Origin of the sequence: Paraburkholderia piptadeniae (genome assembly GCF_900007165.1) — a bacterium.
GTDB classification, from domain to species: domain Bacteria; phylum Pseudomonadota; class Gammaproteobacteria; order Burkholderiales; family Burkholderiaceae; genus Paraburkholderia; species Paraburkholderia piptadeniae.
This window is the reverse complement of sequence record NZ_CYGY02000053.1, coordinates 1-12,868: the sequence shown is the minus strand read 5'-3', so window position 1 is coordinate 12,868 and position 12,868 is coordinate 1. Positions and strand designations below refer to the sequence as shown.

16 protein-coding genes are annotated in these 12,868 nt (G+C 61.6%); 8 read left to right on the top strand and 8 right to left on the bottom strand.

The window, feature by feature from the left end; genetic code table 11:
* The first annotated feature begins 30 nt into the window (after positions 1 to 30).
* A complete protein-coding gene (locus BN2476_RS27145; RefSeq protein ID WP_087737308.1) occupies positions 31 to 852 on the top strand; it encodes an SDR family oxidoreductase in 822 nt (273 codons plus the stop codon).
* Positions 853 to 916: 64 nt separating this feature from the next.
* Here BN2476_RS27145 and BN2476_RS27140 read toward each other — a convergent pair whose 3' ends face one another.
* Positions 917 to 1,834, bottom strand: a complete 918-nt coding sequence (locus BN2476_RS27140) for a LysR family transcriptional regulator (RefSeq protein ID WP_087737307.1) — start codon at positions 1,832 to 1,834, stop codon at positions 917 to 919.
* Between the two features lie 795 nt (positions 1,835 to 2,629).
* Between BN2476_RS27140 and BN2476_RS27135 the strand changes: the two genes are divergently transcribed.
* From BN2476_RS27135 to BN2476_RS27125, 3 genes are all read left to right on the top strand, one after another.
* Positions 2,630 to 2,830: a hypothetical protein gene (locus BN2476_RS27135; RefSeq protein ID WP_087737350.1), complete on the top strand. Its 201-nt coding sequence runs from the start codon at positions 2,630 to 2,632 to the stop codon at positions 2,828 to 2,830.
* Between the two features lie 143 nt (positions 2,831 to 2,973).
* Positions 2,974 to 3,486 carry a phasin family protein gene (locus BN2476_RS27130; protein ID WP_235850984.1) on the top strand — a complete coding sequence of 171 codons (513 nt, stop codon included), beginning with the start codon at positions 2,974 to 2,976 and terminating at the stop codon, positions 3,484 to 3,486.
* Between the two features lie 240 nt (positions 3,487 to 3,726).
* On the top strand, positions 3,727 to 4,794 hold the full coding sequence (locus BN2476_RS27125; RefSeq protein WP_087737305.1) for a hypothetical protein: 1,068 nt from the start codon (positions 3,727 to 3,729) through the stop codon (positions 4,792 to 4,794).
* A gap of 91 nt (positions 4,795 to 4,885) precedes the next feature.
* Here the strand turns inward: BN2476_RS27125 and BN2476_RS27120 are convergent, their stop codons facing one another.
* Positions 4,886 to 5,188: a DUF4148 domain-containing protein gene (locus tag BN2476_RS27120; RefSeq protein ID WP_087737349.1), complete on the bottom strand. Its 303-nt coding sequence runs from the start codon at positions 5,186 to 5,188 to the stop codon at positions 4,886 to 4,888.
* Positions 5,189 to 5,291: 103 nt separating this feature from the next.
* On the bottom strand, positions 5,292 to 5,984 hold the full coding sequence (locus tag BN2476_RS27115) for a TetR/AcrR family transcriptional regulator (RefSeq protein WP_087737304.1): 693 nt from the start codon (positions 5,982 to 5,984) through the stop codon (positions 5,292 to 5,294).
* A gap of 71 nt (positions 5,985 to 6,055) precedes the next feature.
* Between BN2476_RS27115 and BN2476_RS27110 the strand changes: the two genes are divergently transcribed.
* Positions 6,056 to 6,685, top strand: a complete 630-nt coding sequence (locus tag BN2476_RS27110; protein ID WP_087737303.1) for a glutathione binding-like protein — start codon at positions 6,056 to 6,058, stop codon at positions 6,683 to 6,685.
* A 22-nt stretch (positions 6,686 to 6,707) separates the two neighbouring features.
* Positions 6,708 to 7,058, top strand: a complete 351-nt coding sequence (locus BN2476_RS27105; RefSeq protein WP_087737302.1) for a VOC family protein — start codon at positions 6,708 to 6,710, stop codon at positions 7,056 to 7,058.
* Between the two features lie 51 nt (positions 7,059 to 7,109).
* On the opposite strand, the gene BN2476_RS27100 is transcribed toward BN2476_RS27105, so the two are convergent.
* A complete protein-coding gene (locus BN2476_RS27100; protein ID WP_087737301.1) occupies positions 7,110 to 7,997 on the bottom strand; it encodes a ketopantoate reductase family protein in 888 nt (295 codons plus the stop codon).
* Positions 7,998 to 8,091: 94 nt separating this feature from the next.
* The gene (locus tag BN2476_RS27095) at positions 8,092 to 8,982 is read right to left on the bottom strand and encodes an alpha/beta fold hydrolase (RefSeq protein WP_087737348.1); all 891 of its coding nucleotides are present in this window, start codon (positions 8,980 to 8,982) and stop codon (positions 8,092 to 8,094) included.
* A 254-nt stretch (positions 8,983 to 9,236) separates the two neighbouring features.
* Here BN2476_RS27095 and BN2476_RS27090 point away from each other — a divergent pair, with 254 nt between their 5' ends.
* On the top strand, positions 9,237 to 10,595 hold the full coding sequence (locus BN2476_RS27090; RefSeq protein WP_087737300.1) for an MFS transporter: 1,359 nt from the start codon (positions 9,237 to 9,239) through the stop codon (positions 10,593 to 10,595).
* Here the strand turns inward: BN2476_RS27090 and BN2476_RS27085 are convergent.
* The 3 genes from BN2476_RS27085 to BN2476_RS27075 all read right to left on the bottom strand — a co-directional run bounded on the left by BN2476_RS27085 (position 10,592) and on the right by BN2476_RS27075 (position 12,227).
* Positions 10,592 to 10,852: an H-NS family nucleoid-associated regulatory protein gene (locus tag BN2476_RS27085; RefSeq protein WP_087737299.1), complete on the bottom strand. Its 261-nt coding sequence runs from the start codon at positions 10,850 to 10,852 to the stop codon at positions 10,592 to 10,594. The genes BN2476_RS27090 and BN2476_RS27085 overlap by 4 nt on opposite strands.
* A 69-nt stretch (positions 10,853 to 10,921) precedes the next feature.
* Entirely contained in the window at positions 10,922 to 11,152 is a 231-nt protein-coding gene (locus BN2476_RS27080; protein ID WP_087737298.1) for a hypothetical protein, read from the bottom strand.
* Between the two features lie 256 nt (positions 11,153 to 11,408).
* Positions 11,409 to 12,227, bottom strand: coding sequence for a hypothetical protein (locus BN2476_RS27075; RefSeq protein ID WP_087737297.1), 819 nt, complete (start codon positions 12,225 to 12,227; stop codon positions 11,409 to 11,411).
* 80 nt (positions 12,228 to 12,307) lie between these two features.
* Here BN2476_RS27075 and BN2476_RS27070 point away from each other — a divergent pair, with 80 nt between their 5' ends.
* On the top strand, positions 12,308 to 12,649 hold the full coding sequence (locus BN2476_RS27070) for a helix-turn-helix domain-containing protein (protein WP_087737296.1): 342 nt from the start codon (positions 12,308 to 12,310) through the stop codon (positions 12,647 to 12,649).
* The last annotated feature ends 219 nt before the right edge of the window (positions 12,650 to 12,868 follow it).

Genomic DNA, 12,868 nt, shown 5'->3' with positions numbered 1-12,868 from the left:
CACCATTGAACGAATGACAGGAGACAACGCATGGGCCAATTCGATTCGAAGATCGCTATTGTCACTGGCGGATCGCAAGGGCTAGGCGCCGCAATTGCCGCGCTATTCGTCGAGCGCGGCGCACACGGCATCGTCATTTGCGGCCGCGCGAAAGAGAAAGGCGAAGCGAAAGCACGCGAGCTGAGCCAGCTTGGTGAAACGCTTGGCGCAAAGATCGTGTTCGTGCAGGCGGACCTCGCCAATGTCGATGACTGCCGTAACGTCGTCGCCACTGCCGAGCAGCAATTCGGGCGCATCGACATACTGGTGAATGCGGCGGCACTGACCGATCGCGGCACAATCCTCGATACCGATCCCGCGCTTTTCGATCGCATCTTCGTGACCAATGTGCGCGCACCGTACTTTCTGATGCAGGAGACAATTCGCGTGATGCTGCGCGAGCGTATCGAAGGGACGATCGTGAATATCGGCTCGATGTCCGCGAAGGCGGGGCAACCGTTCATTTCCGCGTATTGCGCATCCAAAGGCGCGCTCGCGACGCTCACGCAGAACACCGCGTATGCGCTATTGCGCAATCGCATTCGCGTGAACGGGCTGAACCTGGGCTGGATGGCTTCAGCCGGCGAAGACCGCATTCAACGCGAGTTTCATGGCGCCACCGACGGCTGGCTGCAACAGGCGGCCGCCGCGCAGCCGTTCGGCAGGCTGATCGATCCAGCGGAGGCCGCGCGCGCCGTCGCATTTCTGGCAAGCGATGAATCGGGCTTGATGACGGGCTCGATCGTCAACTTCGATCAGACGGTGTGGGGCGCATATGAAAATGCGCCCCATCCCGCCGAGCCCTTGAAGTAAATCTGAGCGGTGTTGCCTGCTGAGTAGCCTTAAAGTTGCGTTGTGCAGCAGGCAAGCGCGAGCGTCACTCTTGCGTGATGCGCAGGTCGGGGTTCTTCTGCGCGATTTCCGATACCCAATCGACGAACGCGCGCAGCCGCGAACTGAGATTGCGGCGATGCGGATAGACGACCGAAAGCGGCGTCGATGGAATGTTGTATTCGCTCAGGATTTCCCGCAGCGCGCCCTGCTTGATGAGATCGGCGACCATGAAGCGCGACGGCTGGATGATGCCGTGCCCCAACGCGCCCGCATTGATATAGACCGAACCGTCATTGACGGCCAGCACGCTCTTCATCTGCACCCTCACCACTTCTCCGCCGACGCTGTACTCGAATGGAAAAGTTCTTCCCGAGCGGGCCGACACGTAATTCACCGCCTGATGATGACTGAGTTCTTCGAGCGTTTTCGGCGTGCCGTGCCGTTCCAGATAAGCAGGCGACGCGCAAGTGACGATGCGCGCATTGCCGATGCGCTTTGCAACGAGACTCGACTCTTCGAGCATGCCCATTCGGATCACGCAATCCACGCCGTCCTGAATGAGATCGATATTGCGGTCCGCGAGGCCCAGGCGCACGTCGATTTGCGGATAGCGTTGATAGAAATCTTCCAGCGAAGGCAATAGCAACGCGCGCGCAAGCGTGCCCGACGTATCGACGCGCACCGTGCCCGTCGGACTCTCGCGCTTGTTCGACAACGACGATTCGGCGTCCGCCACTTCGGCGAGAATGCGCACACATCGCTCGTAAAACAGCGCGCCGTCTTCGGTGACGCTAACCTGACGCGTCGAACGATTCAGCAGACGCACGCCGACGTGCTCTTCCAGCGCCTGAATCGTTCTGCTCACCTTTGCGCGTGGCAAATCGAGCATTTCAGATACCTTTGAAAAGCTGTTCGCATCTACCACGCGAGTGAAGATCTCCATTGCCTCGAAGCGGTCCATTTCCTGTGCCCTGTCATTGTTTGGCGGCGAACACATCCAACGTGGCGAGTTCTGCCATGTCGGACGGTTCGACGTGCCGTCGGTCCGGCTGCCTGTCTGCCTCTTGTGCGCAGCGTGGCTGACGCAAAAATAACACGGAGAAAATCGCCACGTGCGAGAAGGGGCGCGAACAGCGGGGCTTTATTTGCGAGCGACGGATCGTTCACAGGCGGTTTTAAAATGCCTTACGAATACCGTCGATTTAATGATCCCGCGCACCTGACTAGAGTCCGATTATGACTAATATTATTTCCTTACCAGGGGAAAGTGGATATTCACTGTTAAAGCGACGCTTCATCTATGATCCAGATTCAGCGCTGCCAGTTTTAAGTAAACCCGCAAAAATGATCGCGCTTAAATGCCCGCGAACGCAGACGTTTGGATTGCGTACCGACGATCCTAAAAAGTGTGACTATCTGATGTCATATTCCACATAATGCCTGAGAGGCACACCGGCCACAGGCCGCGAAACGCCGGCAAACGATTGCCAGTTAGCCGAAAGCACGCCGGTATATTTTTCTCTTAATCGTGTTTTGCACTGGCAATAATTGCTGCACGCTCCGCCGACAAAACCGCTTGCAGATTTACTGTTAATTCCGATTGAAATTTAACAATCGTCGCATTAGTATGGGTTCCCCGTCGATGCCGCACGCTTCTTCAGACGGAAAAACCTCGAACCATATTTACCGTTCGCAAATGCACTCGAAGGTCATTTACGCATGCGAACGGGCGCGATGCGCCCTTCAGGAGACAAACGTGCTGAGCCCACACGAATTTGCGACGCTCATGCTTATCAAGGACGCGAGACATCAGTCGGACTTCGATCAGGCGGACCTGATCGCGCTGGCCGACCGCGATCTGATCACCATCGGCCTGCCGGACGCAGCCCGCATCGCTCCGTGCGTCACAGACCGCGGACATGCGCTGCTCGCCCGACTCGGCGCTGCACAGCCATGACGTCACCCGGCGCGACTACGCGCCGTCGCCGTACGGATAAACGAGTTACGGCAAATCCCAAGCAACCGGTTGGCGCCGATCGTCCAGCGATCGATGCCAGTCATTCTTTCGCGCATTCAACCTTGCGAGGCCCTGCGATGTTCATGTCCATCGACGAAGTGACTGCCGCACAGAAAGCCCGGGTTCAGACGTTCTACGACATCGCGAACGAAGCGGTGAGTGGCTTTGAGAAGCTCGTTCATTTGAATTTCCAGGTATTGCGCGACGGCACGCAACGCGCGATGAATGCACTGGCGAACGGCGAGATGCCCGGCGCCAGTGCATTCAAAGCCGGCGATCTGTCGATCGTCGAGCGCTCCGCGCTCTACAACCAGCAGGTATACGACATCATCGCGAGTACGCAGGCGGCCATCATGAAACATGCGACCGCGCAGTACGAATCGCAGATCGGCGCGGTCAAGGCCGACCTGGACGACGCCGCGCAGCGCGCGCCGGCGGGCGCCGAGGTCGCTGTGAAGGCGATGAACACCGCCATTGCGGCGGCGAACGAGTTTTACGAGAGCATCTGGAAGACGGCGCGGCAGGCAGTCGAAACCGCGGAGAGCAATCTGAACGTAGTGGCACGCAGCGCGAAAAACGTCTCGCACGTGGCCTGAACAGAGAGGCTCGCGGCAAAGAGGAGTAGGAAACCGGACGCGATTCCCCGCGTCGGGCGCATTTTGCAGCCCGCTTTCGAGCGGGCTTTTTTTCGTCCCGCAGTCGTACGTCTCCCGCTGTACTTCCCCGTTCGTTCATCGCATGTCGAGAGCGAGGCACGCGACGTGCTACCTCGCCACGGACGTCTTTACCGGCACATGCCGTCCGCCCATGCCACCCACGCAAATATTTCTACATCGATGAAAAGACTTCCAGGTCTACTCGTCTGCTGCGCAACCAGTCTGCTCGCGGCATGCAGCAGCGTCGGCCCGACGCGGCTAAAGGCCGATCAGGTCGACTATTCGCGCGCACTCGGCGAAGCAAAGAAAAGGGAAATACTCGCGGCCATCATCGCTTTGCGCTTCGCCGACGCGCCGTCGTTTCTGACCGTCAGCCAGATCATCGCGGCCTATAACGTCGACGCGTCCGCTTCGTCCACGCTCAATGCCGGCTCCGGCACCATGCCGAACTATGCGTCCGTGACGGGAACGGTGTCGTACTCGAACCACCCGACATTCACGTTCACGCCGACGACAGGCGAAGCCTATGCGCAAGCGTATATCCGCCCGCTCGCGCCGACGCTCGTCCTTCCGCTCGCCGAAGGCGGCATACCGATCGATCTGTTGCTGCGCATTTCGGCGCAATCGATCGGCGGTCTGCCAAACGGCACTGCGCTCGGCGGAGAAAACAGTGCGGGGTCGCCGCAGTTCTTTCAACTGATCCAGGCATTGCGCCGCCTGCAAATGGCGGGCGAACTGAATGTCGAATCGCGTACCGTGAAGAACGAGCAGCACGTCTATCTGATACTGGGCACGGCAACGACGTCGGACGCCCAAAAAGCCGCACCCGATTTGCAGCTGGTACGCAAGCTCCTGCATCTCAATGCGAAAACGGGCGACTATGAAATCGTCTACGGTCAGTCGTCGCGTGGCGGCAATCAGATCGCAATGTTGACGCGCTCGGTGCTCGGCATCCTGACCGATCTCGGCGCGCAGGTGCACGTGCCCGATCGGAAGATAGAGGATGGTTCGACGAAGCCCACTGTCACGCTAGTCGGCGGCGAAACGCGGCCGACGATCATCGTGCGGACAGGCGACAAGCCGCCCGCCGACGCATACGCCGCCGTGCGCTATGGCCCGTCGACGTATTGGGTCGACCGCTCGGATTTTGATTCGAAGTACGCGTTCACGGTCGTCCAGAATCTGATGGCGCTCGCTGAAGCGGAAACGAGCAGCAAGGCGCCCATTGTGACGATTCCCGCGAACTGATGCACACGCCAATGCGGGAACAACAGAAGAACAGGGCCGCGTTTTCACGCGGCCCGTCCTTGCTGATGCGCTCGCGTACACGGCAATTCAATCAATGGCGTTTCTCTGGTCGCGGCGCCATGCCCGACGCCGTCGTGCCATTCGTCACGCCGCCATAGCCTTCCATCTGGCCATGATGTTTCGACAGACGGCGTTCGGCTGCCTGCACGTTCTGCGGATAATCGGTGCGGTCGCCATCGCCTGGACGATAGCCTTCGCTTTCGACGTTTCTCAGGTCCTGTTTCACTTCGCCGCGAGTAAGCGGCCGATTCTGCTGGACGGCTGTTTGCGCGTAAGCCGCGGCGGAAATACCTGTCACGGCTGCAAGAATGACGACATGCTTGACCAGTTTCATGACTTCCTCCATGAAATAGCTGATACAAGTGTTGTTGCGCAAACCCTGTACCAGTGGAACGCCATGAAAGGAGCATGAAAAGGCGCCAATCGATGCGCATCGCCTATTTCCTTGCAGGCTTTGCAGAGCGCGTAATAGATGCGCTTTTGGCAGACTTTGACGAGCTCTCATTGCACGCGCCACAAATCAACGCGACCCCTTCTGCCGCTGTCGCGCGCAGCGACGCCCGCGAATCGCCAGCGCGCGAACGCAGCGCGAGGCTATGCATGATCGCTGACGCGACGCGCGCCAAAACGACAGCATCCGCATTTGCCGAAAGTTCTCCGTCAGTCTGCGCGCGCCGCATACGCTTTTCGAATGCACGATCAAACGATTTGAGTCCTTGCGTCAATCGGGTGCGCACTTCTTCATCGACTTTCGATTCCACGACCGCCGTGCCAATCAGAAAGCAGCCACGCGGCGTGCCGCCCGCCGGCAAGTAAAGTGCGAGCGCTCCGTCATAGACGCGTTGTAACGCTTGCGCGAACGGAATATCGTCGCTCAATGCAAATTCCATTGCCTGCACACCCGCTTCGACATAACGGTCCAGCGTGCTCAGATAGAGCGCATGTTTGTCTCCGAACGCGCCATAGAGGCTCGGACGGTTCATGCCCGTCGCCTCGCTCAGCGCGTCGAGCGACGTGCCCGAGTAGCCGTTCACCCAGAACGCGTCAGTGGCATTGCTCAGCGCTTCGTCCGCTTCGTAAGCACGTGGCCGGCCGCGCGCACGTTTTTCGTTTTTTGTACCGTCTCGCATAGAAATATTTGACACCGTCGATTTTTGTTCACTATAGTACAAAAACAATCCAACGATCGGGAGACATCGCCATGGATCTCTATTTTTCTCCGCTCGCGTGCTCGATGGCTACGCGCATCGTGTTTTACGAAGCCGGCGCGCCCGTCGGGTTCATTCAGGTCGACACGAAAAAGAAGAAGCTGCGCGACGGTTCCGATTTCTATGCGATCAACGCACTCGGTCAGGTGCCCGTATTGCGCACCGACGAAGGCTGGCTGTTGACGGAAAACACGGCTATCCTGCCCTACGTCGCCGACCGGTTTCCCGCCGCAGGGCTCGCGCCCTCACCCGGCACACGCGAGCGCGCGCAACTTCAGCAATGGCTCGGCTTTATCAGCACGGAGTTGCACAAGGGTGTCTTCGTGCCGGTGCTCGATCCCACCGCGCCGCCTGAAGCAGCGGAATACGCGCGGCAAAAGCTGGCGCGGCGGTTCGATCTGTTGCAGACGCATCTCGCGGCACACGAGTACCTGGTCGATCGTTTCAGCGTCGCCGATGCATATCTGACAACTGTCCTGAACTGGGCGAAGTATTGCGGCGTCGATCTCGCGCAATGGCCTGCTGTCGATGCGTATTTCCAGCACATCGTCGCGCGGCCGCAAGTGGCGAGAGCGCTGTCCGAGGAAATGGCGCTGTTTCGTGAAGAACAGGCCCAGCAATAGCGGGCCACGTAAGGCCTGAGCGATGAAAGTCAACCGGATCGTCTCGAACGTCGAGGTCAAGGACGCGGCGCAAGCGCAGCGCTTCTATCAGGAGATTCTGGGCCTCGATCTGCTGATGGATCTCGGCTGGATTCGCACGTACGGTTCGGACCAGTCGATGACCGTGCAAATCAGCTTCGCGCAGGAAGGCGGTTCGGGCACGCCGGTGCCCGATATCTCAATCGAAGTCGACGACGTGGACGCCGCATTCGACGCGATGAACGCAGCCGGTTTCGCGGTCGAATACGGTCCCGTCGACGAGCCGTGGGGCGTGCGGCGCTTTTATGTGCGCGATCCGTTCGGCAAGCTCGTGAACATCCTCGCGCATCGCTAACGCACAAAACGCCTTCACACGTACAAGCACGCGTAAAGGCTGAAGGCCGGGCTACTTGCTCTCGATCAGCTTGACGAGGGTATGCAACAGCCGGTTCGACGGCGTGGCCACGCCGAGCGCTTCGCCGCGCCGCACGACCAGCCCGTTCAGATGGTCGATCTCGCTGCGCTTGCCGCGCGACAGGTCCTGCGCCGTCGACGAATATTGCCCCGGCATCGTCTCCGCGATCATGCGCACCGCTGCGTCGACATCGCCGGGAACGGTGACGCCGTCCGTCTTCGCGACGGCAAGGCATTCGTCGACGATATCGCGCATCACGGCCTTCACGCCCTCGCCCTGCACGAGTTGGCCATAAGGCAACTGCGTAATCGCCGACAGCGCGTTGTACGCGCAATTCAGAATCAGCTTCGCCCATAGCGCGCCGCGCACGTTGTCGGAGATTTCGGTCGGCACGCCCGCCGCGATCAGCGCCTGCGCGACTTCCGCGCTTGCCTTCGACGGCTCGATCACCAGCTCGCCGCGTCCATGATGGCGGACGTGTCCCGGTCCCGCCATTTCGGTTGCAACATAGACGACGGCCGCGGCCACTTCCTGCGGCACGACGTTGCGCACTTCGTCGGCATTCTCGACGCCGTTCTGCAGCGAGAGCACCAGCGTATCGGGTGCGAGAAAAGGCTTGATTTCGAGCGCGGCGCTGCTGGTGTCGGTGGACTTCACGCAGAACAGCACGAGCTTCGCGCCCTGCACGGCACTCGCGTTCGTGCTGGCGGCGAGATCGATGTGCTCGTCGAATGCCTGCGTTTCGAGCCGAAGGCCGCGACGCGCGATCGCGTCGACATGCGGAGGCCGTCCGATCAATACCACTTCATGTCCCGCGCGCGCCAGCATCCCGCCGTAATAGCAGCCCACCGCGCCCGCGCCCATCACCGCAACTTTCATAAACAACGCTCTTTTTGAATGGATTTGAACCGCTAAAAGTTACCACATGGCGTGCAAGGATGAATCGTCGGCGAACGTGCGAAGCGGTGCGCCGTCAGGCGCGCGTGCGCACGGCGAGCAGCGCGTCGGCGAATGCGGCGGGCGCTTCCTGCGGCAGGTTGTGTCCGGCATTCGCGATCACACGATACTCGTAAGGCCCCGTGAAATGCGACGCATGATGCGCGGTGCCGCCGACGGGCATCACGCCGTCGACGCTGCCGTCGAGTGAAATCGACGGCACGCCGATGGGCGGTTGCGCCGCGAGACGCCGCTCGATGTCGTCGTAACGCGGGTCGCCTTCGACGAGCGCATAGCGATGCCGGTACGAATGAATCACGACATCGACGAAATCGGTGTGATCGAACGATGCCGCCGTGCGTTCGTAGCACGCGTCGTCGAAACTCCATGTGGGCGACCAGAGCGTCCACAGCAGACGGCACAGCGCGCGGCGGTTTTCCGCGAGCCCCGCGCGGCCGCGCTCGCCGTGAAAGTAGTACTGATACCAGTGGCGCCGCTCGTTCTCCGGCGGCGCGGGCCTGCCCGACGCGGCGATGTCCTGGATGTTGTAGCCGTTGACGGTCACGAGCCCCTGCACGCGCTGCGGATACAGCGCCGCGACGATGCAGCCGGCGCGCCCGCCCCAGTCGTAGCCGCCGAGCAGCGCGCGCTCGATATGCAGCGCGTCGAGCAGCGCGAGCAGATCGGCGGCGAGCGCGGCCTGCTGGCCGGAGCGCGGCGTGTCGGCGGAAAGAAAGCGCGTGGGTCCGTAGCCTCGCTGATAAGGCACGATCACGCGCGCGCCCTGCGCAGCCAGCAGCGGCGCGACCTCGTCGTACGCGTGGATGTCATACGGGAAACCGTGCGACAGCACGACAGGCCAGCCTTGCGAATCGCCCGTTTCTTCATAGGCGATGTCAAGCAGTTCGGTGTTCACGTGCTTCAGCATGACCGGCGGCTCCGCATCAAGCGCTGACGGCGACAACGCAGCGAGCGTTCATGGTAGCGCCGCCGCGCGAAATGCGCTGACGGCCGCACGCATGCGCCTCGTGAAAGACCAGCGCAAAAGAGAAGTCGTTTTACCGCAAGCCGATGTCGGATTCGTGCCATGCCGTCGACGCATGCGCCCGCTACATTCGACGAGAGAAAGCCCGTAAAACGTCGCGATCCGGGTGCCGCGAAAGACGAACGAGACTGAGCACGATGAAACAGGCACACGAATCGGCGGCCCGCCAGCCGTGCGGCGCATTTTCTCTGTCGGATGCGCAGCCGCGCGCCGATTTCGTCGAAAGCGGTCCTTCGTCGAACGCGCGGGTTGCACCCGTTCATGAGTCCGCTTATGAGCCCGCGCCCATCCCCGCGCCGCGGCCTCCCGTCAGCAGCCTGCGCTCCACCGCGATCCTGCTGCTCGGCTACGCGATCCTGATTACAGGCAATGGCCTGCTCGGCACGCTGATCTCGCTGCGGCTCATCCAGCAACAGGCGCCGTCGATCGTCGTCGGCGTCGTGCAGTCCGCGTACTACGTCGGCTTCATGCTGGGCGCCGTGTATGGCGGCTCGCTGATCGGGCGCGTCGGCCATCATCGCGCGTTCGTCACGTTCGCCGCGGCATCGGCGTGCTGCGCGCTCGGCTATGCGGTGTGGAGCAGCGCGGCGACCTGGGCCGCGCTGCGCTTCATTACGGGCTTCTGTCTGGTCGGCATCTTCACGGTGATCGAGAGCTGGCTGCATCAGGTCGCGAGCAACGCGCAGCGCGGACGCGTGTTCTCTGCATATCTGATCACGAACTATCTCGGCGTCGGCACAGGCCAGTTTCTGATCGGTCTCGCCGACCCGGCGGGCTTCGAACTTTTCAGCGCCGTCAGCGCATTGTTTGCCGCATCGCTGATTCCCGTCGCGCTCGCGGGCACGGCGCCCGCGCCCGCCATCGCCCACGATGCTCACGGCGCGGCCTTCGGCTCGCGTCTCGCGCGCGGCCTGTCAGGGCTGCGGACGATCTATCGATGGGCGCCGCTCGGCGTGATCGCGTGTCTTGCGGCCGGGCTGCTGAACAGCGCGTTCTATACGATGCAGCCGGTGTTCATGCGGCGCGTCGGCTATTCGGTGCCGGACGTATCGCACTTCATGGGCTTTGCGCTGCTCGCGGCGCTCGTGCCGCAATGGCCCGTCGCGCGCGTCGCCGATCGGTTCGACCGGCGCAAGGTCCTGCTCAGTCTCGCCGTGAGCGCCGGAACGTTGAGCGTGCTGCTGTTCGTGCTGCGCGACGGCGTGCTGATCGAGGCGCTCGGTTATCTGTACGTTGCCGTCGCGTTTTCGATGTATGGCGTCGTCGCGTCGTATGTGAACGACTGCATTCCCGCCGACGAGCGGATCGCCGTGAGCGCTGCTCTGCTGTTGATCTTCTCGTTCGGCGCGAGCGGCGGTCCGACGCTCGCATCCGCGACGATGGCGATCGCGGGCCCCGCCGGCCTCTATCTGTTCACGTCCCTCGTGATGGGCGTGCTCGTTCTGCTGACGCTGCGCAGCCTGCGCGCGTCGGGATCAGTGAATCGTTCGGTCTAGCCCTGCTCGCAGCGGAAAAAGTCGATGCTTTGTCCCGACGCGACAGCGCGGCGCAGCCAGTCGGGCAACTCGCCGTGGCCGTCCCAGACGTGCCCGAGCGCATCCTGATAGCGTACCGCGCGCGCCGACTTTTGGTCTTCGGCAAGCGACCGTTCGATCGCGTCGACCGTGATGCCGAACTCGGTCATCTTGTGCCGTATCCACGCGATCAGGCGCTCCCTGGCCTGGCCGTCGAGTTTTGCGATTGAAGTAGACATTGCTCGTGCGAGTCGAAAGGTGATGGGTTCAACACTCCATTCGTACGGGCATAGCCATGCGTAACGAACTCAATTGCGCCGCCGCGCGTCGATGCGAACTGCCGAGTCGAACAGCGCCTGCGCACGCGCAAGCTCGTCGAGCGCGCGGTCCAGTTGCGCGACGGCGGCTGCATACTCGACGTTCGATGTGCCGTCTTCCGGATCGCCGCGTACGGCGCGAAACGCCAGATCGACATTTCGCGTCGCCTGGACAAAACGCTGCGCGGCCTGAGCCTGCCGCGAATGCGTAATCGCCGACATAGGCATTCCTCCATTTCGTTTCAGGTTCGTGTACTTCATTTGCGGAAGCTCACGGTGCAGCGATAGCTACCGGGTCGAGCCAGCGACCTGAACGGCTATCGGTTGCAATGCATTGCGCGACACGCCGATTTTCTCTCTGCTCGCGGCGGAGCGCCAGGGCGGGAATACAACAACACGCGCTTTTTTTAATGCGAGCATCGGAAAGTCAGTGTCCCCAGGTTCCATGCAATGGACACTCGCTGACCGTCCGCGTCTGTCATGTCGCGAAGCTCGGCTGCGCGTGTGCCGCATTGCTGAATGCAGCCATCGCTTCGACGGGCGGCATATCGAACAGGTCGCGCGTGAAGCCGCGCACCCGCTCTTGCGGCGGCCGGCTGCGCAAACGCCCGACCAGTTCGATGAATGTTGCGAGGTCGCCGTCGCGCGTGGCCTTGTTGACCTCCGCGAAATCGCGCGCCTTGAGCACGCCGGGTTGCGTGAGCCGCACGAAATACGGCGCTTCGAGTTCGACGGCCAGCGCGATCGGATAGCTCTTGCCGGTCTTTCCGCTCTCGCCATTCAGGTTGCCCGTGCGCGCGATGCAATCTACGACGGCCGTGCCGTGCGCGGCACCGAGCGCTTTGCCCGTGCTCACGCTGCGCAGATGTTCCGGGTACACGCGCAAGCGCGTGCCCATGCTCAGTTCCATCGGCGACGAGCACACCAGCGCGTAATGCTGTTCCCTGCGCTGCCCGGAAGGCAGCGTCGCGCGGCTGACGATGAACGCGTGAGACGGAAGCTGCCGCACCTGCCCCGTGCTGTCGATCCACGCGTTCCACAACAGCATGTCTTCATTTTTGCGGCAGGCGGGTCGGGGCTTGCTCGACGCCGGCGAAAAGAGCGCGAGCAGCGAGCCCGTGCGGTGCGCCGCGATTTGCGCGCTGTTGCCCAGCGACTGCCCGACGCCCCACAGAAAACGCCCGCCGCCCAGCCTGCGCTCCCATTCCTTTTGAAGGACGACGACAGGCAGATCTTCACTGGACTCGTGACCTGTCTTGGTCCAGCAGAACGTGGGCGGTAGGTGCTTCAGTGTCATTCACTTCCTCGGGAGGCGGCCATTCGTCAAAATTGATCGGCCAATTCAATAAGCGTTAATGTATAGATATAATGCGTCGAATGGAAGCCCCGAAGAGCGATTTTCCCGTGCAGGACCTGATGCGCCGCTTGCTGGCGGATACGCGTTCGTCCAGCGAAATTGCGAGGCTTTCTGGAGTCAGCCAGCCTACGGTGTCGCGGCTTCGGCTGTCGGATGGGCAGCGTGTGCGCAAGAGCGCGTCATTCAATAAGCTATGCAGTTTCTACGGCATGGAACCACGCCGTACGAGCGGCCGGGCGGCGGGCTACAACGAGCTGCTACGCAATGCGATCGTCGACGCATGGGACGGCTCGGAAGAGCACGGTCGCGCATTGCTCGTCGTGATCAAGGGGCTGAAGGGATTGAGCGGGAAGATGGGGTGAGCGGCGCGTGTAGGTACGCTCGACGGGCTATGCCGTCCGGGGATGAGTTGGGATGGGAAGCGATGGAAGGGCCGCGTGGCGGCTGCTGGGAGAGATGAAGCGAGCAGGTTGCTTGTCCGCATCGCTACGCATTGAGTGGGACATCACGGGCAGCGTTCGATGTCGCTGCCCGTTTCGATGAGGATTGTCAGCGGCCGTCCTCAGAACTGATCTTCCGAC